Annotated in this window: 23 protein-coding genes; 14 read left to right on the top strand and 9 right to left on the bottom strand. The window is 72.3% G+C overall.

All coding sequences use genetic code 11. From position 1 onward, the window contains the following. Positions 1 to 2 precede the first annotated feature (2 nt). Genes C1I92_RS22135 through C1I92_RS22125 form a run of 3 tightly spaced genes read right to left on the bottom strand, consistent with a single transcriptional unit; the run spans position 3 to position 3,614 of the window. Positions 3 to 920, bottom strand: a complete 918-nt coding sequence (locus C1I92_RS22135; RefSeq protein ID WP_111256824.1) for an ABC transporter permease — start codon at positions 918 to 920, stop codon at positions 3 to 5. Next, complete coding sequence (locus tag C1I92_RS22130) at positions 917 to 1,921, bottom strand: ABC transporter permease (protein ID WP_111256823.1); 1,005 nt, start codon at positions 1,919 to 1,921, stop codon at positions 917 to 919. Before C1I92_RS22130 ends, C1I92_RS22135 begins: the two co-directional genes overlap by 4 nt. A gap of 7 nt (positions 1,922 to 1,928) precedes the next feature. Further along, on the bottom strand, positions 1,929 to 3,614 hold the full coding sequence (locus C1I92_RS22125; RefSeq protein ID WP_199521476.1) for an ABC transporter substrate-binding protein: 1,686 nt from the start codon (positions 3,612 to 3,614) through the stop codon (positions 1,929 to 1,931). Positions 3,615 to 4,129: 515 nt separating this feature from the next. Here C1I92_RS22125 and C1I92_RS22120 point away from each other — a divergent pair. The 7 genes from C1I92_RS22120 (at position 4,130) to C1I92_RS22095 (ending at position 13,659) form a co-directional block, all read left to right on the top strand. After that, positions 4,130 to 6,154 (top strand): M6 family metalloprotease domain-containing protein, encoded by a 2,025-nt coding sequence (locus tag C1I92_RS22120; protein ID WP_111256822.1) that lies wholly within the window; start codon positions 4,130 to 4,132, stop codon positions 6,152 to 6,154. A 73-nt stretch (positions 6,155 to 6,227) separates the two neighbouring features. After that, positions 6,228 to 8,312 (top strand): metallopeptidase domain-containing protein, encoded by a 2,085-nt coding sequence (locus tag C1I92_RS22115; RefSeq protein ID WP_111256821.1) that lies wholly within the window; start codon positions 6,228 to 6,230, stop codon positions 8,310 to 8,312. 80 nt (positions 8,313 to 8,392) lie between these two features. Next, the gene (locus C1I92_RS22110; protein ID WP_199521475.1) at positions 8,393 to 10,522 is read left to right on the top strand and encodes a metallopeptidase domain-containing protein; all 2,130 of its coding nucleotides are present in this window, start codon (positions 8,393 to 8,395) and stop codon (positions 10,520 to 10,522) included. 76 nt (positions 10,523 to 10,598) lie between these two features. Further along, a complete protein-coding gene (locus C1I92_RS33450) occupies positions 10,599 to 11,051 on the top strand; it encodes a hypothetical protein (RefSeq protein ID WP_146605237.1) in 453 nt (150 codons plus the stop codon). Then, entirely contained in the window at positions 11,048 to 11,605 is a 558-nt protein-coding gene (locus tag C1I92_RS33445; RefSeq protein WP_146605236.1) for a TlpA family protein disulfide reductase, read from the top strand. Before C1I92_RS33450 ends, C1I92_RS33445 begins: the two co-directional genes overlap by 4 nt. A gap of 68 nt (positions 11,606 to 11,673) precedes the next feature. Continuing rightward, the gene (locus tag C1I92_RS22100) at positions 11,674 to 12,966 is read left to right on the top strand and encodes a PucR family transcriptional regulator (RefSeq protein WP_111256818.1); all 1,293 of its coding nucleotides are present in this window, start codon (positions 11,674 to 11,676) and stop codon (positions 12,964 to 12,966) included. Positions 12,967 to 13,017: 51 nt separating this feature from the next. Further along, positions 13,018 to 13,659 (top strand): hypothetical protein, encoded by a 642-nt coding sequence (locus tag C1I92_RS22095; protein WP_111256817.1) that lies wholly within the window; start codon positions 13,018 to 13,020, stop codon positions 13,657 to 13,659. A 72-nt stretch (positions 13,660 to 13,731) separates the two neighbouring features. Here C1I92_RS22095 and C1I92_RS22090 read toward each other — a convergent pair whose 3' ends face one another. After that, complete coding sequence (locus C1I92_RS22090; RefSeq protein WP_146605235.1) at positions 13,732 to 16,152, bottom strand: immune inhibitor A domain-containing protein; 2,421 nt, start codon at positions 16,150 to 16,152, stop codon at positions 13,732 to 13,734. A 131-nt stretch (positions 16,153 to 16,283) separates the two neighbouring features. Next, positions 16,284 to 18,395 carry an OmpL47-type beta-barrel domain-containing protein gene (locus C1I92_RS22085; RefSeq protein WP_111256815.1) on the bottom strand — a complete coding sequence of 704 codons (2,112 nt, stop codon included), beginning with the start codon at positions 18,393 to 18,395 and terminating at the stop codon, positions 16,284 to 16,286. Between the two features lie 220 nt (positions 18,396 to 18,615). Here C1I92_RS22085 and C1I92_RS22080 point away from each other — a divergent pair, with 220 nt between their 5' ends. Beyond that, on the top strand, positions 18,616 to 19,110 hold the full coding sequence (locus C1I92_RS22080) for a hypothetical protein (protein WP_111256814.1): 495 nt from the start codon (positions 18,616 to 18,618) through the stop codon (positions 19,108 to 19,110). 4 nt (positions 19,111 to 19,114) lie between these two features. Here C1I92_RS22080 and C1I92_RS22075 read toward each other — a convergent pair whose 3' ends face one another. Next, positions 19,115 to 19,981: an LLM class flavin-dependent oxidoreductase gene (locus C1I92_RS22075; RefSeq protein ID WP_111256813.1), complete on the bottom strand. Its 867-nt coding sequence runs from the start codon at positions 19,979 to 19,981 to the stop codon at positions 19,115 to 19,117. Then, complete coding sequence (locus C1I92_RS22070; protein WP_111256812.1) at positions 19,978 to 20,415, bottom strand: PPOX class F420-dependent oxidoreductase; 438 nt, start codon at positions 20,413 to 20,415, stop codon at positions 19,978 to 19,980. Before C1I92_RS22070 ends, C1I92_RS22075 begins: the two co-directional genes overlap by 4 nt. Before the next feature lie 123 nt (positions 20,416 to 20,538). On the opposite strand from C1I92_RS22070, the gene C1I92_RS22065 reads away from it, so the two are divergent. Further along, positions 20,539 to 21,402 carry a helix-turn-helix domain-containing protein gene (locus C1I92_RS22065; RefSeq protein WP_111256811.1) on the top strand — a complete coding sequence of 288 codons (864 nt, stop codon included), beginning with the start codon at positions 20,539 to 20,541 and terminating at the stop codon, positions 21,400 to 21,402. A 23-nt stretch (positions 21,403 to 21,425) separates the two neighbouring features. Here C1I92_RS22065 and C1I92_RS22060 read toward each other — a convergent pair whose 3' ends face one another. Next, positions 21,426 to 21,641 (bottom strand): hypothetical protein, encoded by a 216-nt coding sequence (locus C1I92_RS22060; protein WP_111256810.1) that lies wholly within the window; start codon positions 21,639 to 21,641, stop codon positions 21,426 to 21,428. A gap of 54 nt (positions 21,642 to 21,695) precedes the next feature. Here C1I92_RS22060 and C1I92_RS22055 point away from each other — a divergent pair, with 54 nt between their 5' ends. Beyond that, positions 21,696 to 21,992 carry a type II toxin-antitoxin system Phd/YefM family antitoxin gene (locus tag C1I92_RS22055; protein WP_111256809.1) on the top strand — a complete coding sequence of 99 codons (297 nt, stop codon included), beginning with the start codon at positions 21,696 to 21,698 and terminating at the stop codon, positions 21,990 to 21,992. Continuing rightward, a complete protein-coding gene (locus tag C1I92_RS22050; protein WP_158564235.1) occupies positions 21,989 to 22,393 on the top strand; it encodes a type II toxin-antitoxin system VapC family toxin in 405 nt (134 codons plus the stop codon). Before C1I92_RS22055 ends, C1I92_RS22050 begins: the two co-directional genes overlap by 4 nt. Positions 22,394 to 22,397: 4 nt before the next feature. On the opposite strand, the gene C1I92_RS22045 is transcribed toward C1I92_RS22050, so the two are convergent. After that, positions 22,398 to 22,925: a methylated-DNA--[protein]-cysteine S-methyltransferase gene (locus C1I92_RS22045; protein WP_438940535.1), complete on the bottom strand. Its 528-nt coding sequence runs from the start codon at positions 22,923 to 22,925 to the stop codon at positions 22,398 to 22,400. A gap of 162 nt (positions 22,926 to 23,087) precedes the next feature. On the opposite strand from C1I92_RS22045, the gene C1I92_RS22040 reads away from it, so the two are divergent. From C1I92_RS22040 to C1I92_RS22030, 3 genes are read left to right on the top strand one after another with little or no spacing between them, the layout of a single operon-like run. Beyond that, positions 23,088 to 23,708: a biotin transporter BioY gene (locus tag C1I92_RS22040; RefSeq protein WP_111256807.1), complete on the top strand. Its 621-nt coding sequence runs from the start codon at positions 23,088 to 23,090 to the stop codon at positions 23,706 to 23,708. Positions 23,709 to 23,720: 12 nt separating this feature from the next. After that, entirely contained in the window at positions 23,721 to 24,974 is a 1,254-nt protein-coding gene (locus C1I92_RS22035; protein ID WP_111256806.1) for an AMP-binding protein, read from the top strand. After that, on the top strand, positions 24,971 to 26,107 hold the full coding sequence (locus tag C1I92_RS22030; RefSeq protein WP_111256805.1) for a thiolase family protein: 1,137 nt from the start codon (positions 24,971 to 24,973) through the stop codon (positions 26,105 to 26,107). The genes C1I92_RS22035 and C1I92_RS22030 overlap by 4 nt, the downstream gene beginning before the upstream one ends. Positions 26,108 to 26,267 lie beyond the last annotated feature (160 nt).

Below are 26,267 nucleotides of genomic sequence, written 5' to 3'. Positions count from 1 at the left end.
CGTCACCGCCGGAACTTCGGGTCGAGGGCCTCGCGCAGCGACTCGCCCACCAGGGTGAAGCCGAGCGCGGCGAGGACGATGGCCAGGCCGGGGTAGACCGCCAGCATGGGCGCCGACGTCAGCGTCTCCTGTGCGTCGGTGAGCATGCGACCCCACTCCGGCGTTGACGGGTTGCTGCTGGAGAGGCCGAGGAAGGCCAGCCCGGCCGCCTCGACGATGGCCAGCGCCAGCGTCAGCGTGCCCTGCACGATCACCGGGGTGAACGAGTTCGGCAGCACGTGCCGGAACACGATGGCCGAGCGCGAGATGCCCAGCGACCGCGCCGCCAGCACGTAGTCGGCGCCGCGCTGGCCGAGCATCTCACCGCGCAGCAGCCGGGCGAAGATCGGCACGTTCACCACCGCGATCGCGATCATCACCGACGTGAGGCTCTGGCCGAGCATCGCGGCGACGGCGATCGCGAACAGCAGCCCGGGCACCGAGAGCATGATGTCGACGAAGCGCATCACGAGCGTGTCGACCCAGCCGCCGAACGCGCCGGCCAGCACGCCCAGCGCGATGCCGGCGATGGCGCCCAGCGCCAGCGCGACGACACCGATCAGCAGCGACTGCCGGGCGCCGAAGATGATCCGGGAGAACACGTCGCGGCCGAGCGGGTCGATGCCCAGCCAGTGCTCGGCCGACGGGCCCGGGTACTGGCCCGGGCGGACCTGGTCCAGCCAGGAGTTGTCCGTGGGGGAGTACGGCGCGATCAGCGGCGCGAAGATCGCCACCAGCACGAAGACGCCGATGAGCACCATGCCCACGACCGCCATCGGGTTGCGCACCAGCCGGCGCAGCGCCTCGCGGCCCAGGCTGGCCGGTGGCCGCGAGGGCGTCGTCGCCGTCGCCGTCGTCGCGTCCGTGGTTTCCACGCTCATGAGACCCTCACCCGCGGATCGAGCAACCCGTAGACCAGGTCGACGATCATGTTGATGACGACGTACACGATGGCGATGACCAGGATGAACCCCTGAATGGTCGGGAAGTCGCGCTGCACGAGGCCGTCGGCCATGAACTGCCCGACGCCGGAGAACGCGAACACCTTCTCGGTGAGCACCGCGCCGGCCAGCAGGACGCCGAGCTGCAGGCCGATGACCGTCGTGACCGGCAGCATCGCGTTCTTCAGCACGTGCCGCCGGGTGATGGTGCCCGGCAGCAGGCCCTTGGCCTCGGCGGTGCGCACGTAGTCCTCGTTCACGACGTTGAGGACCGAGGCGCGGGTGATGCGGACGATCACCGCGAGCGGGATGGACGACAGCGCCAGCGCGGGCAGGATCAGGTGCTGGATGGCGTCCCAGCTGGCGTCCAGGTTGCCGGTGACGATCCCGTCGAGGACGTAGAACCCGGTGGGATGGTCGGCTCTGGCTCGCGGGTCGGCCCGGCCGGCCGTGGGCAGCCAGCCGAGCTCGACGGCGAAGACGTACTTGAGCATGTAGGCGAGAAAGAAGATCGGGATCGTCACGCCGAGCAGCGATCCCGTGACCGCGAGGTTGTCGATCCAGGTGCCGTAGCGACGCGCCGCCAGGTACCCGAGCGGGATCCCGACGGCGACCGCGATGAGCAGCGCCGCGAGGGCCAGCTCGATGGTGGCCGGGAACCGGCGCAGCATCTCCTCGGTGACCGGCTGCCCGGTCTGGATCGACGCGCCGAAGTCGAGCCGGACCGCCCGCCCCAGGAACTGGAGGTACTGCTCCCAGAGCGGGCGGTCCAGGCCGAGCTGCGATTCGATCGCCGCGATGGCTTCCGGCGTGGCGCGTTCACCCAGCAGGGCGTAGGCGGGGCCGCCGGGCAGTGCCCGGACCCAGGCGAACAGCAGGACCGACAGGCCCAGCAGGATCGGGACGAGCAGCGCGAGCCGCCGGACGATGAATCTCAGCACGTGGGGATCAGCCCTCGATGTCGATGAGGTCGAAGTCCTCCAAGCTGACCGGCGACGGGGTGTAGCCCGTGATGTGACCGGCCACCGCGAGCAGCGGCTGGTTGTGCACGAACGGGACGCCCGGGATGTAGTCGTAGATCGCCTGGTTGGCCTCCTCGTACAGGGCCTGGCGCGCCGCCTGGTCGGTCTCGGCCAGCGCCTCGTTCAGCAGCCCTTGGATGGCCGGGTCCGAGAAGCCGAACTCCGGCCGGTCCTGGCGGAAGAACGTGCCGACGAAGTTGTCCGGGTCGGCGTAGTCGCCGGTCCAGCCCAGCAGGAACAGCTGGCCCAGGCCGTCGCCCTGGATGTTCTGCAGGTAGTCCGGCGTCCACGGCACCGTCTTCGGGACGATGGTGAAGCCCACGGCCTGCAGGTCAGCGGCGAAGGACTCGTACACGGCCTGCGGGTCCGGCATGTACGGCCGGGACACGTCGGCGGGGTACCAGAACTCCAGCGTCAGGTTGGTCTCGCCGGAGTCGGCGATCAGCTGGCGGGCGAGGTCGGGGTCGTACTCGTAGCCCTCGATGCTCTGGTTGTAGCCCCACTGCTCCGGCGGGAGGAACTGGTTGGCGACGACGGCGCCCTCCGGGTACGCGGCGTCGAGCAGGCCCTGCCGGTTCAGCGCGTGCGAGATGGCCTGACGGATCTTCTCGTTCTGGAAGATCGGCAGCTTGTTGTTGAAGCCGACGTAGCCGACGTTGAACGCCGGACGCTCGACGACCTGGTCGCCGTTGCTCTCGATGGCGCCGATGTCGGCGGCGTTGACGCCCTCGTAGGCGTCGATCTCACCTGCCTGCAGCGCCTGCAGCCGCGCGGTGGGGTCCGGGATGGGCCGGAAGATGATCTCGTCCAGCGCCGGCGCCTCGCCCCAGTAGTCGTCGTTGCGCTCCAGCGTCAGGCTCTCGCCGCGCTCCCAGCTGACGAACTTGAACGGGCCCGTGCCCGCGACGACCTCGCTGCCGAAGCCGCCGGTGTAGGAGAGCGAGTCGCCGGCCTGCTCGATGTCGGTGCCGCCCTCCTCGATGGCCTTCGGGCTGGCGATGGAGAACGGCGGCAGCACCAGGCCGGCCAGCAGCGCCGACGACGGCTCGGTGAGGTTGAGCGTCGCGGTGAGCTCGTCGGTCGCATCGCACGAGCCGTAGCGGCTGGTGGGCGGGGAGGACTCGAGGTCGGCCGTGGCGAAGCCGCCGAACACCGTCTGCCAGTAGTAGCTGACGTCGCCGCTCTGCTGCGGGCCGGTGAAGTTGTACCAGCGGTCGAAGTTGAAGCAGACCGCCTCGGCGTTGAACGGCTCGCCGTCGTGGAACGTCACGCCCTCACGCAGGTGGAACGTGTAGGTGAGCCCGTCCGGGCTGATCTCCCACTCCTCGGCCAGCCCAGGCACGACCTCGGTGGTGCCGGGCTCCAGCGCGACGAGGGTCTCGTAGACCTGGTAGATGACCCGCAGCGACTCGCCGTCGGAGACGTAGGCCGCGTCCAGCGTCTTCGGGTCCTCGGACGAGCCGAAGATGAAGGTCTTCGGGTCGCCGCCGTCGCCGTTGCCGGAGCCGGAATCACCCGAACCGCCGGAGTCGTCGCCGCCACAGGCCGCGACGAGCAGCCCTGCGGCGGCGGTGAGGGCGAGGACTCGCCCTGCCTTGCGGTGCACACGCATTGGTCCTCCTTGGTTCGACATGCGACAGAGCGAGGGGCGATCTGGCTTCGGGACGCCATGACACCTGTGGCATCGTGGAACGCTCGACCGGCTCGGCGTTCCGCGGCACCCCAGAGCACACATTTACCATCAGACCGGACCCAGTGCGATGTGCCATTGCACTACTGTGTCCTAATCGTAACGCGGTCGAATGGCCCGATTGATCCCGGCTTTCGGCGCGGTGAACGCGGGGGATTCGCGCGATCGCCCCGGTGCGTTCTGCGCTCTTCCGGCCGGTTCGAGCGTGGTGCGCCGAGTGGGGCCGGCGGGTTCGCGCCCGGACCGGGTTCGCCGCCCGGAGCGCTTGTCCTACGTGACCGGTGACAGTACAATATTACTCCGCAATCCGGTCATACCCGCACAGATTCCCCGCACTCCGGCGGCGCCCTCCCGGTGTCGTCGTCCGCTCCTGCCGAGGAGGATCGGTGTCTGCGACACGTCGAGGAAGTGCGTCCTCTGATCCAGGCGGCCGCCGGATGCGCGCGCTGCTGGTCGCCGCGGCCGTGCCCGCGCTGCTCTTCCCGCAGCTCGCCGGCGCCGCCGGCGCGGACTCGCCGGCCGATGCGGCGCTCGCGCCGCCGCTGGCGCCGATCGACCCGCAGGACTGGGACAACCAGTACGACCTGACCTGGGACGACTTCGTCCCGGTGCCCGGCGTCGACTGGACCGACCCGGATCGCGAGCCGACGGTCGACACGTGGCGGGCGGCGCTCGTTCTCGTCGACTACCCGAACATGGACTTCCAGATCAGCCAGCCGGAGGGCTCGACCATCTTCGGCAACCCGGTCGGCGTCGGCGACGTCCCGCGCGCTGACGTGCCGCGGTTCTACGCCGACCTGCTGAACACGCCCGGTGAGCTCAACCACGGCCAGACGCTGAACTCGTACTGGATGGAGGACTCCTACGGCCAGTACGGCGTCGAGGTCGACTCCTTCGGCCCGTTCCGGATGCCGCGCAACCACTTCGAGTACGGCAACTCGCCCTACGGCAACGCCGCCAGCTGCCCGCCCGGCTTCACCTGCAACGGCAACTACACCCGCGACGCCCGGGCGCTGTACGAGGCGAACGTGCCGCCCGAGGTGCGCAGCCAGTACGACCTGATCTTCTTCATGGGCGCCGGCCTGGACGAGTCCACCGCGTGGCAGGTATTCGGCGAGATGATGTTCGACTCGCCCGAGGACGTGCCGGACGAGTTCGGCCCGCCGGCGCAGTTCGACCCCGACGGCGTCATGACGAACTGGATGCCGACCCGCTACATCCCGTGGACGTCGTGGGCGGCGGGCTCGTTCACGTGGGCCAGCGCCGGCGGCGGCACCGGCAACATGTCCGAGTCGTCGGGCACCGCCGGGTTCGCGCACGAGTTCAGCCACATCCTCGGCATCGGCGACAACTACAACGGCGCCTTCGCCGTGCCCGCGCAGCGCACCTTCACCGGCCAGTGGGACATGATGAGCCAGGGCTCGTGGAACGGGCCGACCGGCATGCACACCCGGTGGAAGGTCCCGGCCGACGGCGGCTCGACCGTCGGGCCGCACCACAGCATCCGCAACAAGCTCGAACTGGGGCTCATCGACACCGGCGACATCGTCGACCTCAGCCGCGATGGGCTCGCGTCGTCCGGCGTCGTCGTCGCGAAGGTGCGGGCGCGGGCGGCCGGCCCGGACGGCGACGCGCGGCTGGGCCTGCGGGTCCGCCTCGACGGCGCCGCGCCGGTGGACCGTACGCCGTCGTGCCACCCGTCGACCGCCGGCCCGGAGTGCATGGGCCAGGCCAACTACACGAACTACACCGTCGAGGTCGTGCAGCAGCTCGGCGTCGACTCCTACACCCCCGGCAACGGCGTGCTGATCTACAAGAACAAGGACCGGGCCAGCAACTGCGGCACGGCGTCGTGCTTCTCGTGGCTGATCGACCCGAACCCGGACGACATCGGGATGGTCGACTTCTACCAGCCCGACGGCACCCCGCGGATGGTGGTCACCGGCGACCCGCGGCAGGTCAACGACGCGACGTTCAACGCCGGGACGCACTCGGGCACCGCGTACGAGTGGGTCGACGAGGACAACCGGCTGCACTTCTACGTCGTCGACGTCGAGGAGGACGCCGACGGCGTGCGTACCTACACCGTCGCCGTCCGCTCCCTCGACGGCGACGGGCCGCACCAGCGCGGGGTCGCGCTGGCCGGCGGCGAGGCGAGCCGGCACACCCCGGGCAAGGCGGCCACCTGCACCTTCCCGCTGACGAACACCGGGGGCGGCGCCGACGACGTCTACCGGCTGTCGGTGACGTCGTCCGGCGCAGGCTGGGACGCCGAGCTGTACAACGAGCTGGCCAGGAGCCGGCCCGGAGCCACCGCCGAGGTGCCGGTGTACGTCACGCGGACGCCGGGCGCGGACCGGCAGGCGATCGTCACGCTGACCGCGACCTCGGAGAGCGACCCGTCGGCGACGGCCACCGCCACCTGCGTGGTCGACGTCGCCTCGACGACGGTGCGCCGCTGATCGCCGCGGCGCCCAGCTCTTCCGGGGCTGGGTGCAATGTCGTATTTTTTATCCACCACATCGAGGAGAGTGCATGCGTGTAAGGCTCACCGCGGCTGCGTTCGCGGTCACGACGCTCGTCGTCGGCCTGGCCGGCGCCGGCCAGGCGGCGCCACCGGACTTCGAGGTCCAGCCGATCGACCCGCAGAACTGGAAGAACCAGTACGACATGACCTGGGAGGACTGGACCGACATCCCGGGCACCGACTGGAACGACCCGGACGCGAAGCCGAGTGAGCGCGGTCTGCGCATCGCGCTGGTCGCCGTGGACTTCCCGGACCAGCCGTTCGTGATGACCCAGGAGAAGCAGAGCGACCTGTTCGGCAACCCGCAGATCGACCCGATCTCCCGGGACGAGGTGCCGCAGTTCTACCACGACTTCTACATGGTCCCGAACGAGTACAACCACGGCCGGACCATCCAGGAGTACTGGATGGAGCAGAGCCGCGGCCGGCTCGGCGTCGAGGAGATGGACGTGTTCGGCGCCTACCAGGTGCCGCGGAACCTGTTCGAGTACGGCCTGAACGAGTGGGGCCAGCAGTCCGCCTGTCCCGAGGGCTTCACCTGCAACGGGAACCTCGACCGCGACGTCGACACCGTCTGGAAGGCGGACCTGGCCGCCAAGGGCATCCCGTGCCCGAACAGCCGGTGCGGCTACGACGTCATCCTGCGGGTCTACGCCGGCTACGACGAGACCAGCATCTGGCAGGAGTACGGCGAGATGATGTTCGACACGAAGGAGGACATCCCCGACGAGTGGGGCCCGCCGGCGTCGGTCGACCCGGACAACGAGATGCCGAACTGGGCGCCGACGCGCTACGTCGAGTGGACCTCGTGGCGGGCCGCGGCCCAGCAGTGGGGCCTCTCGTCGATCCGCCAGGCGGAGAGCTCGGGCACCATCACGCACGAGATGGGGCACTTCTTCTTCAGCATCGGCGACAACAACAACAATCCGTTCACCAACCGGCAGAACCCGCCGCAGCCGTTCCATCGGGTCGGCTCGGCGCCGTGGGACATGATGGACCGCGGCTCCTTCAACGGCCCCGGCGGCCACCACATGCGCTGGGTCGTCCCGCCGAACATGGGCGGCTGGTCGCCGTCGGGCCTCATGGTCCGCAACAAGCTGCACGCGGGCATCCTGCCGGCCGACAACGTGCTCGACGTCAGCCGTGAGGCGCTGGCCGAGACCGGCGTCGTCGTCGACGAGGTGACGGCACGCGCCGTCGACCCGGGCGCTGACGGCACCTCCGGCGTCAAGGTCCGCCTCGACGGTGAGGGCCGGCCCGACCGCACGCCGGACTGTGACATCAACACCGACCCGTTCTGCCACGGCAACACCGGCTGGGACCACTACACGATGGAGGTCGTCGACCGGATGGGGTTCGACTCGTTCAACCCCGACACCGGCGTCGTCATCGCGAAGAACAAGACCCGCGAGGACCGCAACAACACCTGCGGCTACAACTGCTTCAACTGGGTCATCGACGCCAACCCCGACGACATCGGGCTGGTCGACTTCTACAAGCCCGACGGCACGCCGGTCATGGCCACCATCGCCGACCACCGGCAGCTCAACGACGCCGCGTTCCACGCCGGGCTGAACTCCGGCTCGGAGTACGAGTACGTCGACGAGGCGAACCGGCTGCACTTCTACGTCATCGACCTCGAGCGCGACGACGACGGCGTGCTGTCGTACACGCTGGCCGTGCGATCCCTGGACGGCAACGGCGCGCAGGAGCGCGGCGTGGACCTGGGCGACGGCGAGGTGTCCGGGATCCGGGCCAGCCAGGCCGCCCAGTGCACGTTCCCGCTGACCAACACCGGCGCGGCGGCCACGACCACGGCCGGCCACGTCAGCGATGTCAGCGGCAAGCTCGACAACGACGTGTACCGGCTCACGGCCGAGTCCAGCGGCAAGGGCTGGACGGCCGAGCTCGGCAACGTGCTCACCACGGCCCGTGCCGGTGAGACCGTCGAGGTGCCGGTCTACGTCACGCGCGACACGCCGGCCGCGCGGGACACCACGGTCACCCTCACCGCGACCTCGGAGAGCGACCCGTCGGTCACGCAGCAGGTCAGCTGCACCGTGGCCGTGAAGGACACCAACCCCCGGCGGTGACGCCGGTCGTCCGATCCCATGACGGCCGGCCCGGGCCCGTCCACGCGACGGGCCCGGGCCGGCCGCGAAGGAGAACGCTCATGAGACTCACGCACCGACCCCGCCGAACGCTTCGCGCCGCAGGTCTCACGTTCGCCGCCGCAGCCCTCGTGCTCGGGATGTCCGCGGGAGCGGTCCAGGCCGACCCGCCGGACTTCGTCGTGAAGCCGATCGACCCGCAGAACTGGAAGAACCAGTACGACATGACCTGGGAGGACTGGACCGACATCCCGGGCACCGAGTGGAACGACCCCGACGTCAGGCCCAGCGAGCGCGGACTGCGCATCGCCCTCATCGCCGTCGACTTCAAGGACGTCCCGTTCGTCATCACCCGGCCGAAGGGGTCCGACCCGTTCGGCAACCCGCAGATCGACCCGATCGCGCGCGAGGACGTCCCGCAGTTCTACCGCGACTACTACATGGAGCCGAACGAGCACAACCACGGCCGCACCATCCACGAGTACTGGATGGAGCAGAGCCGGGGCCGGCTCGGCGTCGACGAGATGGACACGTTCGGCCCGTACACGCTGCCGCGCAACCAGTTCGAGTACGGCCTGAACGAGAGCTGGATCCGCAACGCGCCGGGCGAGCACTGCCCCGAGGGCTACACCTGCAACGGCAACGTCGAGGGCGACGCCGACGCCCTGTGGCGGGCCGACCTCGCCGAGCAGGGGACGCCGTGCGTCGGCAGCCGCTGCGGCTACGACGTCGTGCTGCGGGTCTACGCCGGCTACGACCAGACCTCGGTCTGGCAGGAGTTCGGCGAGATGATGTTCCAGAGCAAGGAGGACGTGCCGGACGAGTGGGGCCCGCCGGAGTGGCTGGACCCGGACGACTCGATGCCGAACTGGGCGCCGACGCGCTACGTCGAGTGGACGTCATGGCTGGCGTCGTCGCAGCGATGGGGCAGCGCGTCGATCCGGCAGGCGGAGAGCTCGGGCACCATCACGCACGAGATGGGGCACTTCTTCTTCAACATCGGCGACAACAACAACAACCCGTTCTCGGACCGGCAGAGCCCGCCGTCGCCGTTCCACCGGGTGGGGTCGGCGCCGTGGGACATGATGGACCGCGGCTCGTTCAACGGCCCCGGCGGTCACCACATGCGCTGGGTGGTGCCGCCGAACATGGGCGGGTGGTCGCCGGCCGGCCTGATGCTGCGCAACCGGATGCTGGCCGGGATCGCGGACAACCTGGTGGAGCTGAGCCGGGAGAACCTGGCGGCCACCGGCGTCTTCGTCGACCGGGTGACGGCGCGCGCCGTCGACGCGGGCGCGGACGGCACGTCGGGGGTCCGGGTCCGGCTGGACGGCGAGGGCATCCCGGACCGCACGCCGGACTGTGACGCGAACGCCGACCCGTTCTGCCACACCGACCGGCTGGCCAACGGCACGACGGGATGGGACGACTACACCGTCGAGGTCGTCGACCGGATGGGCTTCGACTCGTTCACGCCGGACAGCGGTGTGATGATCGCGAAGAACAAGCCGCGCGGCTCGAACACCTGCGGCTACAGCTGCTTCAACTGGACGATCGACGCCAACCCCGACGACATCGGGCTGGTCGACTTCTACAAGCCGGACGGCACGCCCGTCATGGCCTCGATCGCCGACCACCGCCAGCTCAACGACGCCCTCTTCCACGCCGGCACCGGCTCCGGCTCGGAGTACGAGTACGTCGACGAGCACAACCGGCTGCACTTCTACGTCATCGACCTGGATCGCGACGAGGACGGCGTGCTGTCCTACACCGTCGCGGTGCGGTCGCTGGACGGGTCCGGCGCGCAGGAGCGCGGCGTCGAGCTCGGCTCGGGCTCCGTCCAGGGCATCCGGACCAGCCAGGCGGCGCAGTGCACGTTCCCGCTGACGAACACCGGCGCGGCCGCGACGACCACGACGGGCCACCCGACCGACGTGGCGTCGAAGCTGGACAACGACGTGTACCGGCTGTCGGTGGAGTCCAGCGGCCAGGGCTGGACGGCGCAGCTGGACAACGCGCTCACGACGGCGCGAGCCGGCGACACCGTCGAGGTTCCGGTGTACGTCACCCGTGAGACTCCGGCGGCGCGCGAGACCACCGTCACGCTCACGGCGACGTCGGAAAGCGACCCGTCGGCGACGCGGTCGGTGACCTGTACGGTTGCGGTCAAGGACACCAACCCGCGCCGTTGACCATGAGAGTGGGCACCCGGGCATCGGCGGCTCTGACCCGCGCCGATGCCCGGATTCCCGGGAGAGGTGACAGCCTGTGCGAGCAGTGCGCAGCGGGGCGGCGCTCGCCGTCGCGATGGTCTCGGTGACGCTGGCGGGGTGCTCCGGCTCGTCCGGCACGACGGAGTCGTCCGATGCCGACGCCGGCGTCGTGCGGGTGCTGATCCCCGACGGCAACCTGCGCCGGCTCGGCGAGCCGTGCAACGGGGCGGGCGCGTTCCGCTCGATCCACGCCGAGGCGACGTTCACCGTCGAGGACGGCGACGGCGTCGAGGTCGCCCGCGGAGAGCTGCCCGGCGGCACCGCGGAGAAGATGATGGACGTCAGCTTCCGCGAGGGCATGCGGCAGCCGACGATGTGCGTGATGGAGGTCCAGGTCGAGGGGCTGACCTCGCCGGACGGCTACGAGTTCGTCGTCGGCGACGGCTTCGCCGCGCCGATCGAGGCGGCCGAGGACGCTGGACTGATCGGAGAGGTGTTGATCTCGTGAGGCGGGTCCTGACCGGTCTGGTCGTGGCGGTGCTGGCACTGGCCGGCTGCTCCGGGTCGTCCGACGACGCTGCGGTCTCGTTCGACCTGCCCGGCGACGTGCCGGACGACGTGACGTTCATCGAGGCGCCGTCCACCGCGCCGCCGGCGCCGTCGTTCGAGCTGGAGCTGCTCGACGGCAGCACGCTGGACCTCGCCGAACAGTGGGAGCAGCGCCCGGTGGTGCTGGTGTTCTTCGAGTCGTTCTGCGAGCTGTGCGCACAGCAGCAGGCCGACGTCACCGCGCTCAGCGAGGAGTACCGCGACGCCGTCCTGTTCGTCGGCGTGGCCAGCGCGTCCAGCGCGGAGGACGCCGCGGAGTACGTCCGCGAGCACGACATCGCCTACCCGGTCGGGCTGGACCCGGACGGTGAGACGTTCCGCCGCTACGGGGTCGACGAGCCGCCCCTGGTGGCGCTGGTCGCGCGCGGCGGGCAGCTGGTGCGCGGCTGGCCCGGCGGCGTGGCCGACCTGGGCAGCCAGCTGACCGAGTTCGTCGTCGAGCCGAGGAGCTGAGTCCTCGCCCGATTCGGCCCCTTTTGACTACATAATATGTGATATGGTACCGGCCGGCGGAGGTGACCATGGAACTCTCGATGCAGCAGATCCTGGAGAGCCTGGCGCAGCGGGTGGGCCGGCCCGCGGTGCTCGAGGACCGGTTCAGCCGGCTCATCGCGTTCAGCTCCCATGACCGCCCCATCGACGACGTGCGGGAGGACTCGATCCTGCGCCGGCACGCGTCGCCGGAGGTGCGCGGCTGGCTGAAGCGGTTCGCGCTGCCGGACCTGCACCGGCCGCTGCGGATCCCCGCCAACCCGGAGCTGCACATGCTGCCGCGGGTGTGCGTGCCGGTCCGGTCCCGCGGCAAGCTGCTCGGGCACCTGTGGTTCGTCGACGCCGACGGCACCATGAGCGACGCCGACCTCGCGGTCTGTGTGCAGGGCGCCGCGGAGCTCGGCGAGTGGCTGCACCGCGAGAGCGTGGCCAGCCTGTTCTCGTCCGCCCGGCTGGCCGACACCATGCACATGCTGCTGAGCAGCTCGCCGATGAGCGCTCAGGCCGCCCGCAGCCTCATCGACGCCGGGTACATGCCGGCCCGCGACGGCGTCATCGCCGTGGTGCTGCAGGGCGTGCCGCGCCGCTCGTCCGGCGTCGACATCGAGGACGCCCTCGCCCAGGCGGTCGCGGACTTCCGCCGCGCCGTCCGGCAGGGCCAGGCGCTGGACCTGATCAACCGCGACCACGCCGTGCTGCTGCTGTCCTGCGCCGGCGACCACGACATCTACGTCGACGAGCGGGTCGAGGCGCTGGTGGAGCTGACGCGGACGGCACTGGCCGCCGACGCCGCCCTCGTCGTCGGCGTCGGCAGCCGCCGGGACGCGCTGGAGGCCGCCTACGCGTCGTTCCGCGAGGCCCGCATGTCCGCCGACGCCGCTCGCCTGCTGCCCGGTCTCGGCGACGTCGTGCACTGGTCCCGGCTGGGCATCCACCAGATCGTCGTCAAGCTCGCATCGCTCGGCGAGGAGGTGCCCACCGTCCACCCCGGCCTGGGCAACCTGCTCGACGACCCCGACGCGCTGCCGCTGCTGGAGACCCTGGAGACCTATCTCGACGTCGCCGGCAATGCCCAGCTCACGGCCGAGCGGCTCAACCTCCACCGGACGTCGCTGTACTACCGGCTGCAGCGGCTGGAGCAGCTGGCGCACACGAACCTCAAGAGCGGCGCCGAGCGGCTGGCGCTGCACCTGTCGCTCAAGGTCGCCCGCATGACCGGCCAGTACGCGCCCCGCCAGGCCGTGGTCGCCGACGCGGCCGCGCCCACGACTGCGACCGGCACCGACAACGTCACCCCGTTCCCGTCGGTGGTCTCGCGCTGAGCCGTCGCCCTGCGTAGTCTCGCCTCACCGTCCGGTCTCGGGGAGGCGCCGATGGCACTGCGACCAGAGGGAACCGTCCCGGACAGCGGGAGCCACGACTACCAGATCCTGCTGACGGTCATCGCCGGCATCTCGCTGGCGGCGGCCGTCACCGTCCTGCCCGTGCTGATCGCCGGGCCGTACGGGACCTGGCACTACTGGGCGACCGTGCTGCTCTGGCTGGCCGGTGTCGCGGCGACGATCCTGGAGTACCTCGCGGTGCTGTTCGGGTCGCGCTACTACCTGCGCCGGGTCGACCTCGTCGGCACCGTCAGCCTGGTGCTCGTGTTCCTCGCGCTGGCCGCGCTGTTCGTCGTCATCGGGATGGGCGAGCGGTGGCTGACGCCGCAGTGGTTCGTGCTGTTCGCGATCTTCTGTGTGGTGTCGGCGGCGGAGGCCGAGCACGGCCGCCGGGTGATCGTGCGGCACGCGGTGCGGCGGTACGGCGCGGCCGCGGTGCGCGCGTTCGCCGTCTCGCTGCGGCAGGTCACGGTGCTGATGCTGGCCCTGGCCGCCGCGTCGGTGCTCTTCGCCGCGGTGTGGCGCGACCCGCCGGGCGCGGCCGTGTTCGTCGCGTCGGCGCTGGTGCTGGCCGGCGTGGTGGCGGCGAACGTGCACCAGCACCGGATCCGGGTGGAGCTCGCCACCCGCTGACGTGGAACCGGCCACCGGGGCCGCCGCTGCGGACGGCGGCACCCGGTGGCCGGTGTGGGTGGGGCGAGCTGGTCAGTCGACCGGCAGCTCCGCCGCCAGCGACACCAGGGCGGCGCTGACGAGGGTGCGGGCACCGGTGCCGGCGACGTCCTCGGACATCGTCGTGAACCGGTCGATCGCCCGCTCGGCGGCCCGGCCGTGGGCGGCCTCGGCGATGTCGAGCTGCGCCCGCAGCCGCTGGTGCTCACCCTGGGTCAGGAACCCGCCGGCGCGGTAGTCGGCCAGCAGCTCCTGGGCGTTGTCGTAGGCGACGTCCAGGCTGCCGGACTTCAGCTCGACCTCGACGGTGACGGTCGCGGTCGGGTCGGACTCGCTGGTCGCCGTGATGGTCACCGTGGCCGTCTCGGAGGCGTCCTCGCCCGCGGTGGCGTACGCCCAGACCGGCACGGTGCCGCCCGCGGCGGCCGCCTTGATCTCGTACGGCAGGGTCACGTCCCAGCCCTCGCCCTCGATGGTCGACGAGATCCGGTACACGTCCGAGCCGTAGATGCCCTCACCGGCCGCGCCGGTGTTGGTCAGCGGCACGTTCACCAGGGCGGTCGAGTCGCCGACGGCGTACGTGGCGGACTCGCTCAGCGCCGCGCCGCGCTGGTACGTGTCGGTGGCCTCCGTGTGCCGCACCGCGACGTCGTAGAACAGCTCGCCCTCCTCGTCCCGGTAGGTGTCCAGGACGTAGAAGTGCAGCTTGTTCGGCGCGTCGAGGTACTCGTACTCGCTGCCTGACGCGGTGCCGGCGTGGAACGTCGCGTCGTCGAGCTGACGCGGGTCGCCCTTGACGACGGGGACCGGCTCGCCGCCGGGCTCGGTGGCGTTGCCCGGCCGGTAGAAGTCGATCCGGCCGATGTCGTTCGGGTTGGCGTCCACCAGCCACGCCCGCGGCGAGCCGCTGTTGCGCGACTGGCCGATGAGCACACCGTGCCCCGCGACGAACGAGTCGTTGCCGACCCGCTCGACGACCTCGACGTTGAACTGGTTCCAGGCCGTGGTGAGCGGCGTGCAGAAGAACGGGTCGTTCGTGCGCGCCTGGCAGGTGCCGTGGACGAACGGGCTGTCCAGCCCGATGCTCAGGCCGACCATGTCGCCGTCCGGCACGTACTCGCGGCCCTTGATCGGCGTGACGGCGACGCCCTGCTGGGCCAGCCCGGCCCGGGTGATGGTGAGGAACTCCTCCGGCTTGACGACGCCGAGGCGGCCCTGGCCGGTGGTCTTGAAGTACAGCGTGTGGTGCGGGCCGAGCGCCGATCCGCCCGCGTTGGGGACCTGCCAGCGGTTGTGCGTGCCGCCGGGGCCGTTGAACGAGCCGCGGCTCATCATCTCCCAGTAGGCGGTGCCGGCCCGGCCGCTGGCCGGGTCGAACGGGTTGTTGTAGTTGTCCGGAAGGCCGCGCAGGTGGCTGAACTCGTGCGCGAACACGCTCAGGCCGGAGTTCTCCGCCTGGGTCGACGTGCCGGCGCTCGCGTTCGGCCAGTGGTTGCCGGCCGCCTGCCACGAGGTCCAGTCGACGTACCGGGTGCCGACGGCGTTCGCGATGGGGTTGCCGTCGGCGTTGAGCACCGGGCCCTCCGTCGCGCCGGGCGGGCCGAACGTGGGCGGGACGTCCTCGGCGGTGCGGAACATCATCTCGCCGAACTCCTGCCAGGTCGACGTCTCGTCGTGCCCGGCGGTGACGTAGAAGCCGTTGTCGAAGCCGCACAGTGAGAGCTGGCCGGTCCCGGTGCCGGGGGCGCAGCCGATGTCGTTGCGCCACAGCTCGTTCGCGACGTGGCGGATGTTCCGGTCGTTGAAGTTGTTGCGGGCAGGGTCGACGATGCCCGTGCAGCGGTCTCCGGCGGGACACACCGAGGCTGGGCCGGTGACCTCGAGGCCGAACTCGCTGAGGCCGTACTCGTGCCCCTTGGCCGGCATCTGATAAGGGCCGAACACCTCGACGGTGACGCCGATGCGGCCGTGGCTGGTCTCCATCCAGTAGCCGTGCAGCGTCTGGCCGCCGTTGTACTCGTTCGGGACGGCGTAGTAGTCGTAGTACCACTGGTTGACCTCGTCGGGCGAGACCGGCGCCCACGGCGGCAGCGGGTTGCCGAACGGGTGCGACCCCGGCTCCTGGCTGATGAGGAACTTCTGGTCCGGGTACTCGAGCAGGATCACCGCGGTGCGGTACTGGTTCTCCGAGCCCTGGCTGGTGGTGTCCTGGTTCCAGGCGTCCGGCCGGACCTGGACGTAGTCGTCCCAGGTCATCTCGGCCTGCTCCTCCCAGACCTGCTCGTCGACGGGGACGATGGGGCCGGCGGTCTCGTCTTCGGCCACCGCGTTCTCGGCGTTGGCCGACACGACCCCCGCCGATGCCGAGAGCGCCAGCGCCGCCGCGCCGACGACCGCCCTCGCCCGCCAGGCCCGGCCGCGTCTCGCGGGCCGCCGTTCTGTACTCGCCGTCACTGCGCCCTCCCATGGGTCGACGCCGGACCGCGGGGGAAGCGGACCGGTCCGGCGACCGTAGGCCGTCGAGCGACCTACGGTCACCGGACAGGTGCATGGACATCTACCGCGTCAGTCGGACATCTGTCGGGTCAGTCGCCCCGGCCGCGGTTGACGATCGTGATCGAGTGGGTCTGCTCGGTGTTGTCGTTCGCGTCGTTCGAGCGGTACTCGATCGTGTGCTCGCCCAGCGAACGGATCCGGAACGGCTCGGTGTAGGTCTCCCACTGGCCGCCGTCGATCCGGTACATGATCCGGTTCACGCCCGAGCCCCAGCCGTCGTCCGCGGTCAGCGTCACCGTCGGGTTGACGTACGAGCCGTCGCGGGCCGGTCGCTGGTTGAGCTGCAGCACCGTCGCCGGCGCGTCGACCTCGATCGAGCGCAGCGCCGCCCGCAGGTCCGGCAGCGGGCCGATGTTCTCCTGCGGGTTCGTCGTCTGCGGCGCGCCGGTGGACCGCAGCAGCTCGTTGATCTGCGCGCTCGTCCACGGGCCGAGTCCGACCGACATGACGTAGGACTGGACGGCGACGACGGCGTTGGTGACGATCGGGCCGGCGCCGGACGTGCCGCTGAACGAGCGCGAGTAGGCCCGGTTGTGGTCGTTGCCGAGCTCGGTGCACAGCACGTTGCAGTAGCCGGTCGTGTAGATGTCCTGGCCCCAGCCCTGCAGGTCGAAGCGCTGCCCGTAGTTGGAGAAGCTCAGCCGGGACCGCGCCGGGTTGGCCGCGCGCAGCCCGCTGCCGCCGGCGCCGGCGTAGATCGCGCCGGAGTGCTGGACCGCCGGGTCGAACCACTTGATCCCGTTCAGCGTGTACATCGGGTCGTCGGTGTTCGTGTTGCCGTTGCCGCCGGTGAGCACGACGTTCGCGCCCATCGCCGTCAGCACCTTGTTGGCATCGAAGACCGACGGGATCCACTCCAGCGGCGCGTACCGGCTGCCGCCGAGCGGGCTGGCGGTCTGCTGCTCCAGGACCAGCGCATCGCCGGGCCGGACGAACGGCTGCCCGTCGGCGTCCTTCAGCGCCGCGACGAACGCCAGCGCCGGGCCGGGCCGCCACGACGTCCGGCCGCCGCCGAGGTTCTCCACCGGCGAGATGCCGTAGATGTCGACGTCCGGGACGCCGCCGATCACGCCGAAGCCGTTGTCGACGGCCGCGATCTCGCCGAAGACGGCGGTGCCGTGGTCGTCGCCGAACGTCTCGATGCGGACGAACCGGCCCTGGCCGATGTCGCTGGACCAGTCCAGTTGCAGGTCCTCGTGGAACGGGTTCCAGTTGTACTCCAGGTCGATCACCCGGATGCCGGCGCCGCGGACCCGCGGGTCGGCGCGGACCAGCTCGTTGTCCACGCCGTTGTGGGTGGCCGACGGGCGCAGGTAGCCCTGCAGCGGGGACAGGTCCGGCGTCGGCTCCGCCGGGGGCGGCGCGGGCTCGGGGGACGGGTAGGCGTGGACGACCTCGGGCAGCGCCGTCAGCTCGGCCAGGACGGCGTCGACGTCGGCGCCGGCCGGCAGCAGCGCGGTGTACCAGGACGCGAGGTCGGGCAGCGGCTGCGCCGAGCGGGCCTGCGCGCGGGTCGTGGCGGCGGCCAGGTCGGCGGCCTGCGCGGGCTCGACGAACGGAATGAGAGCGCTCACATCGTGCCGGTCGAGAACGTCCCGGACGGCGTCCAGGCTCTCGCCCGCGGTGCTGCGCAGCGTCGCCTCGCTGCCGCCGCGGACCGCGTAGTCCTCGGCGAACTTGAGCTCCAGGCTGACCTCGGGCTCGACGGCCGCGGCGCCGCCGACCCCGTCGCCGTCGCCCGTGGTCGCGGTGAGCTGGAGGACGCCGGTCGACGGGGTCAGCTCGCCGCCGTCGGCCAGCCGCTGCTTGTCGACGTGCACGACGAGGTCGTCGGCGCCGTCGCCGTCGACGTCGCCGACGTGGCTGAGGACGGCGCCGGACGCGGACCGCGCCGGAGCGACGTCGCCGATCGTGACGGTGTCCAGGTCGATGTCGGCGACGTCGACGGCCGGTGAGCCGTGCACCGTGACCGGGATCAGGCCGGCGCCGGCCAGGTTGACGTGGCCGGACAGCCCGGCTGTGACGTCGACCTCGATGTCCGGGGCGGCGGCCGGCCCGGCCTGTGCGGGCGGTGCGAGCAGGGCGTAGCCGGTCACCGCGAGGGTGCCGAGCGCTACGCCCGCTCTGAAGCGTCGTGCCATGAGGGCGGGTCTCCTTGTCGCCGGGGGACGGGATTGCGCCCGAACATAGAGAAACCGGGACGAATGGTCACCGGCCGTGTGTCGGAAACCCCACCCGGCGGGGTCGACATCTGTCGATGAGAGCTGTCTCACTCCCGCCTCACGCTGCTCTGCGGGTGCTTCGGGAGGCTCGACGCAGAGAGCCGGCGCCCCCGCCGGCCGCTGCGAAGGGACAGGATCCATGAAGCGCATCGCACTCGTGATCACGGCGGCACTGGCCGCGACGCTGCTCGGCGCGGTACCCGCCCAGGCCGAGGAGCGCACCTGCCGCGGCACCATCGGCGCCGTCACCGTCGACAACCTCCGCGTCCCCAGCAACGCGACGTGCACGCTGAAGGGCACCTACGTCAAGGGCACGATCAAGGTGGAGCGCGACGCGACGCTCTACGCCACCAGCGTGCGGGTCGTCGGCAACGTGCAGGCCGAGAACCACCGGCACGTCTCGCTGACCTCGTCGACGGTCGGCGGCAGCGTCCAGCTGAAGCAGGGCAAGACCGCCACCATCACGTCGAACCGCGTCACCGGCGACGTCCAGTCGTTCACCAACCGCGGCAAGCAGACGATCTCGTCCAACCGGATCAACGGCAACCTGCAGTGCAAGGAGAACATCCCCGCGCCGACCGGCAGCGGCAACATCGTCCAGGGCAACAAGGAGGACCAGTGCCGCCGGCTCTGACCCCCTAGGAGCCGCCGGCACTCAGGCGCCGCGCGTCCGCGACCAGCACGCGGACCCGCGGCGCCGTCTCGTCCAGGTACCGCCGCACGACGGCCGGGTCGCCGGTCATCAGGATGAACGTGCTCACGCCGTCGGCCAGCGCCAGCTCCGCCAGCACCTGCGCCGGCAGTTCGCCGCCGAGGTTGAGCAGCCGGCGGATCGCCGCCGGGTCCCGCCCGGCCGCCGCCGCGGCCTCGTCGACGATCTTGTTGCCGGTGGCCAGCGCGCCCGGTTTCAGCGCGGGCAGCGACGGCAGCCAGCCGTCGGCCAGTCGCCCGGTCAGCCGTAGCATCCGCGGCCCGTACGCGCCGAGCCACAGCTCCATCGCGTGCGCCGGCCGCGGCCCGCGCGCCGTCCCCGCGACCCGGTGGTGCCGTCCGTCCACCCGCACCCCGCCCGGCTCGTCCACCGCCCAGGTCGCCCGGACGATCGCGATCGCCTCTTCCAGCGCCTCGACCGCCTCGCCCGGAGTGCGTCGCGGCCCGTCCATCGCCTCGATCGCGTCCCAGTAGCCGCCGGCGCCCAGGGCCAGCTCGAACCGGCCGCCGCTGAGCACGTCCAGCCCGGCCGCCGCCCGTGCCAGCACCGCCGGCGGTCGCAGCGGCAGCGGATGCACGTTGCCGGCCAGCCGCACCCGTTCGGTCCGGGCGGCGACGAAGCTCAGCAGCGTCCAGGTGTCGAGGAAGCCCGGGTGGTACGGGTGGTCCTGGAAGGTGACGAGGTCCGCGCCGGCCCGCTCGGCCAGCTGAGCCAGCCCGATGACGGCCTCGGGCTGCCCGGCGGCCGGCAGCACGTTGACGCCGAAGCGCAGGTCGTGGCCGTAGTCGGTCACGCGACGTCGCGGGCGTAGGGGTCTGCGGCTCCGGGCTCGATGCCCCAGGAGAGGACGCGGCGGGCGCGGACCCGCAGCCACGCGGGGTCGAACGGCATGACCTTGGTGGTCCGCACGCCGAGCTCCGCGCCGCCGTCGGTGAACGGCTCGGCGGCGCCGCGGACCTCGATGCCGCGCGGCGTCCACGGATCCATGCTGGCGAGGTCGTCGACGACATAGGCGACCTCGGGGTGGGCCAAGGCGTCGCGGAACTTGCGGCTGGCGCCGAAGCCGCTGCCGGCGTGCCCGGCGACGACGATCGCGTCGGCCTCGGGGTCGTAGAAGACGCCGACCGGCGCGATGTGCGGCCGGCCGCCCGGGCCGACGGTGGCCAGCCGGCCCAGTGGCTGGCTCTCCAGGTAGGCCAGCTCGGCCTCGGTGAAGACGTTGGACATGGTTGCGATGCTGGTGGTTCCGGCTGCCGGAAGGGGAGGCCGCGGTGAGGCTGGCACCGTCAGGGCCACCCTCGTGCGATCGTTCCCGCGGCTGGTCCGGACATCGGCGGTAACCTGGGCAGCGTGAGCGACAACGAGCTCGGCGCGTTCCTGCGCTCGCGGCGCGATGCCATCACCCCGGCCGAGGTGGGACTGCCCGCCGGCCCGCGGCGGCGTGCGCCCGGGCTGCGCCGGGCGGAGCTCGCCATCCTCGCCGGTGTCAGCGTCGACTACCTCACCCGGCTGGAGCAGGGCCGCGACCGGCACCCGTCCGCCCAGGTGCTCGGCGCGCTGGCCGAGGCGCTGCAGCTGTCCGCGGCCGAGCGGGTGCTGCTGCGCAACCTCGCCAAGACCACCAGCGGCGACTTCTACTGCCCGGCGCTCGAGGCGCCGCCGGCGCCGGCGGCCACGGTCCGGCCGACGGTGCGGGCGCTGCTGGCGCGGCTGGAGCCGGCACCCGCGGTGCTGGTCAACCGCCTCGGCGACGCGCTGGCGTGGACGACGGGGTACGAGCTGCTGGCCGAGCCCCTGGGCCTGCTGGCCGGCGACGCGCCGAACCTCGTCCGCTACCACTTCACCGACCCGCGGGCCCGCGCCACCTACCCCGACTGGCACGTCGTCGCCGACGCGCTGGTGGCCAACCTCAAGCTCGACTCCGGCCCCGACGACCAGCACCTCGCGGCGCTGGCCGACGAGCTGACGGTGCTGGCCGGCGCCTCGTTCGCGTCCCGCTGGACCGCGTCGGCGATGCCCGCGGTCCGTGCCGGGGTCGACCGGGTCGTGCATCCGGAGGCGGGGGAGTTGCGGCTGGCGTACGAGACGCTCGACCTCTCCGACGGCCTGCACCAGCGGATCCTCGTCTACCTGCCCGGCGACGAGCCCACGTCGAGTGCGCTGGACCGGCTGACGGGGTTGCGCCCCGGCTCCCTGCACGCCGTCGCCGGCTGACGCCCCGCCCCGCGGGCTCGGGGTCAGCGGCGTTCGTTGCCGCGCTTGTAGTTGCCCGTCGCCTTCGCGAGCAGGAGTTGGCGTTCGTGGTCGTCGGCGGCCTGCTCCAGTGCCGCCGCCAGGCGCTCGGCGGCGCGTCCGGCGACGGTCACGACGACCCGGCCGCCGCGGCTCACCCGGATCGGACCGGCCTTCGTGACCTGGTAGTCGAACGGGTCCTCGGCGAGCGGGTCGGTCATTCTGTCACCGTAGGGGCCACGCGGTGTTGCACATTTATGTGATACATTCGCCGCATGACCGCTGCCCATGAGCACACGGTAGGTCTCCGGGAGCTGCGCCACAGCACAGGGGACATCCTGGCGCGGGTGCGCCGCGGCGAGACTGTCGACGTCACCGAACGGGGCCGGCTGATCGCCCGGATCGTCCCGGTGGAGGAGAGGTCCCCGGGGCCGGTTCTGACTGGACTCATCGAATCCGGGCGCGTCCGGCCGGCCGAGCGTCCGGGGTACCGGCCGCGGATGCGCGGCGGCGACGGGACCAATCGGCTGGGCGACGCCCTTACCGCTCTGCGCGACGAAGAGCGCTGGTGAGCGTCTACTACATCGACACGTCGGCGGCGTTGAAGCTGCTGGCGGACGAGGAGCATTCCGCGGCCTTCGCCGAGTTCTACGACGCCAACGCTTCAGCGTCCTGGGTGAGTTCGGCGCTCCTGCGGATCGAGGTGGTGCGCGCGGTCGCCCGCGTCCTCCCGTCGGCACTTCCGGACGCGCGTGATCTGCTGACGGCCTTCGACATCATCGCGATCGACGACGACATCGTCGAGCGTGCGATGGACGAGCCGGATCGGAGGCTCCGTTCGCTCGACGCCATCCACCTGGCGACCGCTCGTGTACTCGACACCGACTTCGACGCCTTGGTGACCTACGATGACCGGCTCGCGGAGGCTGCGACCGACGCCGGGATGGCAGTGCTCCGGCCGGCGGGTGCGTGAGGGGTCAGACGGTGAGACCGGCCGGGCTCCAGTCGAACGTCGGCGGCAGCACGCCCTCGAGCGTGAGCAGCCAGCGCTTCACCTCCAGCCCGTTGCCGCCGGAACCGCCGCTGTAGCCGCCCAGCCCGTCGCTGGCCAGCACGCGATGGCACGGGACGACGATCGGGATCGGGTTGGAGCCCATGATGCCGCCGATGGCCCGGGCCGGGACGCCGGTGCCGCTGCGGTCGGCCAGCCCGCCGTAGGTGATCGACGACCCGTAGCCGACCGTGTCGTACAGCGTGCGCAGCACGACGGCCGACGCCGAGCCGGTGACGCGGCGCCAGTCGATCGGCAGGTCGAAGTCGTGGCGCTGCCCGGCGAAGTACTCGGCCAGCTGGGCCAGCACCGGCGCGAGCAGCGCGGGGTCGCCGGAGTCGGGCCGGCGACCCCAGCCGACCGCGGCGAGACCGTCCTGCGTCACGGCCACGCTGATGCGCCCGACAGGCGTCTCCAGTCCGCCGATCGCCATCTCGTCGCTCACGCCGTCCATTCTGCCCGCACCCACCGACAGGGTCCCGGTTGTGGAGGCCCACCAACCCGGCCGCCGCGGCCTGGTGTGATTTGCCGACTATGTCGCGAGGCGCCTTGTCGGTCACAGTGGAGGCACACCGCCGCGGCCTCCCGCGGCGGACGCACGTCCAAGGAGGGCTCGATGCCAGGAAGGTCGCGGCTGCCGGCCGCCGATCTCGCGCGGATCGCCGCATTCGCCGCGCTGACCGCGGTGCTCGGGTTGCCGGGCGCGTTCAACCTGTTCGGCAACTCGGTTCCGGTCACGCTGCAGTCGATGGGGCCGCTGCTGGCCGGCGCGATCCTCGGCGCGAAGCGGGGCGCGCTGTCGCAGGCGCTGTTCCTGGCGCTGGTCGCGGCCGGGCTGCCGCTGCTGGCCGGCGGACGGGGCGGACTGGGCGTGTTCGCGGGCGGCTCGGTCGGCTACCTGATCGGGTTCGTCGTGTCGGCGTTCGTGGTCGGGCTGATCGTCGAGCGGTCCGGTCGCCGGCCGGGGACGCACTGGGTGCTGGTCGCGACGGTGCTCGGTGCGGCGACGACGCTGGCCATCGGCATCCCGGTCCAGTCGGCGGTCACGGGGGTGCCGCTGCCGGAGACGTTCACGCTGGCGCTGGCGTTCGTCCCGGGTGACGCGGCCAAGGCGGTGTTCGCGGCGCTGGTCGCGGCCGGCGCGCAGCGGGCCTACCCGGACGCCGCGCCGGCCGCCCGCCGCGAGCGGGTCCAGGGCCGGGCCGGGGGCGACGACACCGGCTCCGGCCGGGCCTGAGACGCTGCGTCGATGCCGGTCTTCCGCGAGGTCTTGGCACACGCAGCAGCACAACCGCACCGGATCGCCGTCCGGTGCGGCGACACGACACGCACCTACGCCCAGCTGGCCCGCGACGCCGAACGGGCCCGCCCGGACGTCAAGCCGGGCGCGCTGGTCCCGCTGCCCGACGGTGACCCGGTCGCCCAGCTCATCGCGATGCTGGGCGCCGACGCCGCCGGCGCGGTCCCGCTGGCCTGCGACCCGTCGTGGCGGACCGAGCATCGGAGGGCGCTGCTCGGTCCGCTCCCGGCGGCGGTCGACGACCCGGCGGCGCACGACCTGGCCTGGGCCGGGTTCACGTCCGGCAGCACCGGCCGGCCGCGGGTGGTGGTGCGGTCGCGGTCGTCGTGGACGGGGTCGTTCCCGGCGACCGACCGGCTCACCGGGGTCACGGGTGACGACACCGTGCTGGTCCCGGGCGCGCTGTCGTGGTCGCTGACGGCGTTCGGCGCGGCGCACGCGCTGGCGGCCGGTGCGACGGTGCTGCTGACCGGCGACTGGTCGGCGCCGGCGCTGGCCCGGGCGCTGCCGGACGCCGACGTCGTCCACCTGGTGCCGCACCGGCTGTCCACCGTGCTGGACGCGGCGCCGGGACGGCTGCGCACGGCGGTCGTGGGCGGCGCAGCGCTGCCGGCGACGCTGCGTGACCGGGCGGCGGCCGCGGCGATCGGCGTCGTCGCCTACTACGGCGCGACCGAGCTGTCCTTCGTCGCCGTCGACCCGGACGGATCCGGGCTGCGGCCGTTCGACGAGGTCGAGATCGAGCTGCGGGCGGGCGAGGTGTGGGTGCGCTCGCCCTGGCTGGCGCACGGTTACCTGGGCGACGGCGGGCCGCTGCGCCGCGACGGCGACGGCTGGGCGACGGTCGGCGACCTCGCCCACTCCGCCGAGCCGCTGGTGCTGCGTGGCCGCGGCGACGGCGCGATCCTCACCGGTGGCGCGACCGTCGTTCCCGAGGACGTCGAGGCCGTGCTGGCCTCCGTCGCTGGGGTGGCCGGCGTGGTCGTCGTCGGCCTGCCGCACCCGGAGCTCGGCCAGGTCGTCGCCGCCGTCGTCTCGGGTGACGGGGTGCGGCGGGCCGAGCTGGAGGCGGCCGCCCGGACCGGGCTGACGCCGAGTCAGCGGCCGCGGCGCTGGCTCGCCGTCGACGAGCTGCCGCGGACGTCCACCGGCAAGCCGGCGCGAGCGCTCGTCGCCACCCTGCCCACCCGGCCGCTGCGATGAGCGCGCCGGTCGTCGTCGCCGCCCGCCGGACCCCCATCGGCACCGCCGGGAGGGCGCTGCGCGACGTCGCCGTGGAGAACCTGGCCGCCCCGGTGCTGTCCGCCGTCGTCGACGACGTGTGGCCGCTGACCGCGATGCGCTCCGTCGACGACGTCGTGCTCGGCAACTGCATGGGACCGGGCGGCAACGTCGCCCGCGTCGCCGCCCTGACCGCCGGGTTCGACGTCGCCGTGCCCGGCGTCACCGTCGACCGCCAGTGCGGCAGCGGACTGGCCGCGATCCTGCAGGCGGGGCAGGCGATCCGGGCCGGGGACGCGCGGCTGGTGCTGGCCGGCGGCGCGGAGAGCGCGTCGACGGCGCCGCAGCGGATCGGGGCGAGCGGGCCGTACGACCGGGCGCCGTTCACGCCGCCCGAGTACGGCGACCCGGACATGGGCGCCGCCGCCGAGGACCTCGCCCGCCGTCGCGGCGTCACCCGCGGCCGGCAGGACGCCTACGCCGCCGCCAGCCACGAGAAGGCGCTGCTGGCCCGCGCCGCCGGCCGGTTCGACGCCGAGCTGGTCCCCGTCGCCGGGCTGGAGCACGACGACCGGCCGCGCCGGCTGGACCCCTCCGTGCTGGCCCGGATGCCGGCCGCGTTCGTCCCGCGCGGCACCGTCACTGCCGGCAACTCGTGCGCGAACAGCGACGGCGCCGCCGTCGTCGCGCTGACCGGCGACGACCTGCGGGCCGGCCGGCCGGGGCTGCGCCTGGTGGCCGGCGCCGTCGTCGGCTGCGACCCGCGACTGCCCGGCTGGGGCCCGGTGCCGGCCGTGCACCGGGTGCTGGCGGCCGCGCGGGTCGGGCTGAGCGACGTCGCCGCGATCGAGATCGTCGAGGCGTTCGCCGGGCAGGTGCTGGCGGTCACCGACGCGCTCGGACTGGACCCGCTGGGCAAGCACGCGGAGCTGGTCTGCGCCGACGGGGGCGCGCTGGCGCTGGGTCACCCGTGGGGCGCGTCGGGCGCGGTCGTCGTCGTGCGGCTGTTCGGCCGGCTGGTCCGCGGCGGCGCGCCGGCGGGGACGCTGGGACTGGCGACCGCCGCGATCGGGGGCGGGATGGGCGTGGCCGGGCTGTTCGAGGTGGTCCGGTGACGATGCTGACCGGCGCGTACGTCCCCGGCACGTCCGTGGTGCACCGGGTGCCGGCCGGCTGGAAGCTGGCGCTGCTGGCGGCCGGGTGCACGGCGCTGCTGTTCGCTCGGTCGCTGCCCTGGGTGGGCGTCGCTCTCGTCGTCGTGGTGGGGCTGTACGC

The organism is Jiangella anatolica (genome assembly GCF_003236295.1).
GTDB classification, from domain to species: Bacteria; Actinomycetota; Actinomycetes; order Jiangellales; family Jiangellaceae; genus Jiangella; species Jiangella anatolica.
This window is presented reverse-complemented; position numbering and strand designations above follow the sequence as displayed.

Bases quoted from the DNA above. Each gene is read 5' to 3' on its own strand.
- C1I92_RS22135 (WP_111256824.1), bottom strand. From the start codon at position 920: ATGAGCGTGGAAACCACGGACGCGACGACGGCGACGGCGACGACGCCC.
- C1I92_RS22125 (WP_199521476.1), bottom strand. From the start codon at position 3,614: ATGCGTGTGCACCGCAAGGCAGGGCGAGTCCTCGCCCTCACCGCCGCC.
- C1I92_RS22120 (WP_111256822.1), top strand. From the start codon at position 4,130: ATGCGCGCGCTGCTGGTCGCCGCGGCCGTGCCCGCGCTGCTCTTCCCG.
- C1I92_RS22115 (WP_111256821.1), top strand. From the start codon at position 6,228: ATGCGTGTAAGGCTCACCGCGGCTGCGTTCGCGGTCACGACGCTCGTC.
- C1I92_RS22110 (WP_199521475.1), top strand. From the start codon at position 8,393: ATGAGACTCACGCACCGACCCCGCCGAACGCTTCGCGCCGCAGGTCTC.
- C1I92_RS22100 (WP_111256818.1), top strand. From the start codon at position 11,674: ATGGAACTCTCGATGCAGCAGATCCTGGAGAGCCTGGCGCAGCGGGTG.
- C1I92_RS22095 (WP_111256817.1), top strand. From the start codon at position 13,018: ATGGCACTGCGACCAGAGGGAACCGTCCCGGACAGCGGGAGCCACGAC.
- C1I92_RS22085 (WP_111256815.1), bottom strand. From the start codon at position 18,395: ATGGCACGACGCTTCAGAGCGGGCGTAGCGCTCGGCACCCTCGCGGTG.
- C1I92_RS22080 (WP_111256814.1), top strand. From the start codon at position 18,616: ATGAAGCGCATCGCACTCGTGATCACGGCGGCACTGGCCGCGACGCTG.
- C1I92_RS22070 (WP_111256812.1), bottom strand. From the start codon at position 20,415: ATGTCCAACGTCTTCACCGAGGCCGAGCTGGCCTACCTGGAGAGCCAG.
- C1I92_RS22060 (WP_111256810.1), bottom strand. From the start codon at position 21,641: ATGACCGACCCGCTCGCCGAGGACCCGTTCGACTACCAGGTCACGAAG.
- C1I92_RS22055 (WP_111256809.1), top strand. From the start codon at position 21,696: ATGACCGCTGCCCATGAGCACACGGTAGGTCTCCGGGAGCTGCGCCAC.
- C1I92_RS22045 (WP_438940535.1), bottom strand. From the start codon at position 22,925: ATGGACGGCGTGAGCGACGAGATGGCGATCGGCGGACTGGAGACGCCT.
- C1I92_RS22040 (WP_111256807.1), top strand. From the start codon at position 23,088: ATGCCAGGAAGGTCGCGGCTGCCGGCCGCCGATCTCGCGCGGATCGCC.
- C1I92_RS22035 (WP_111256806.1), top strand. From the start codon at position 23,721: ATGCCGGTCTTCCGCGAGGTCTTGGCACACGCAGCAGCACAACCGCAC.
- C1I92_RS22030 (WP_111256805.1), top strand. From the start codon at position 24,971: ATGAGCGCGCCGGTCGTCGTCGCCGCCCGCCGGACCCCCATCGGCACC.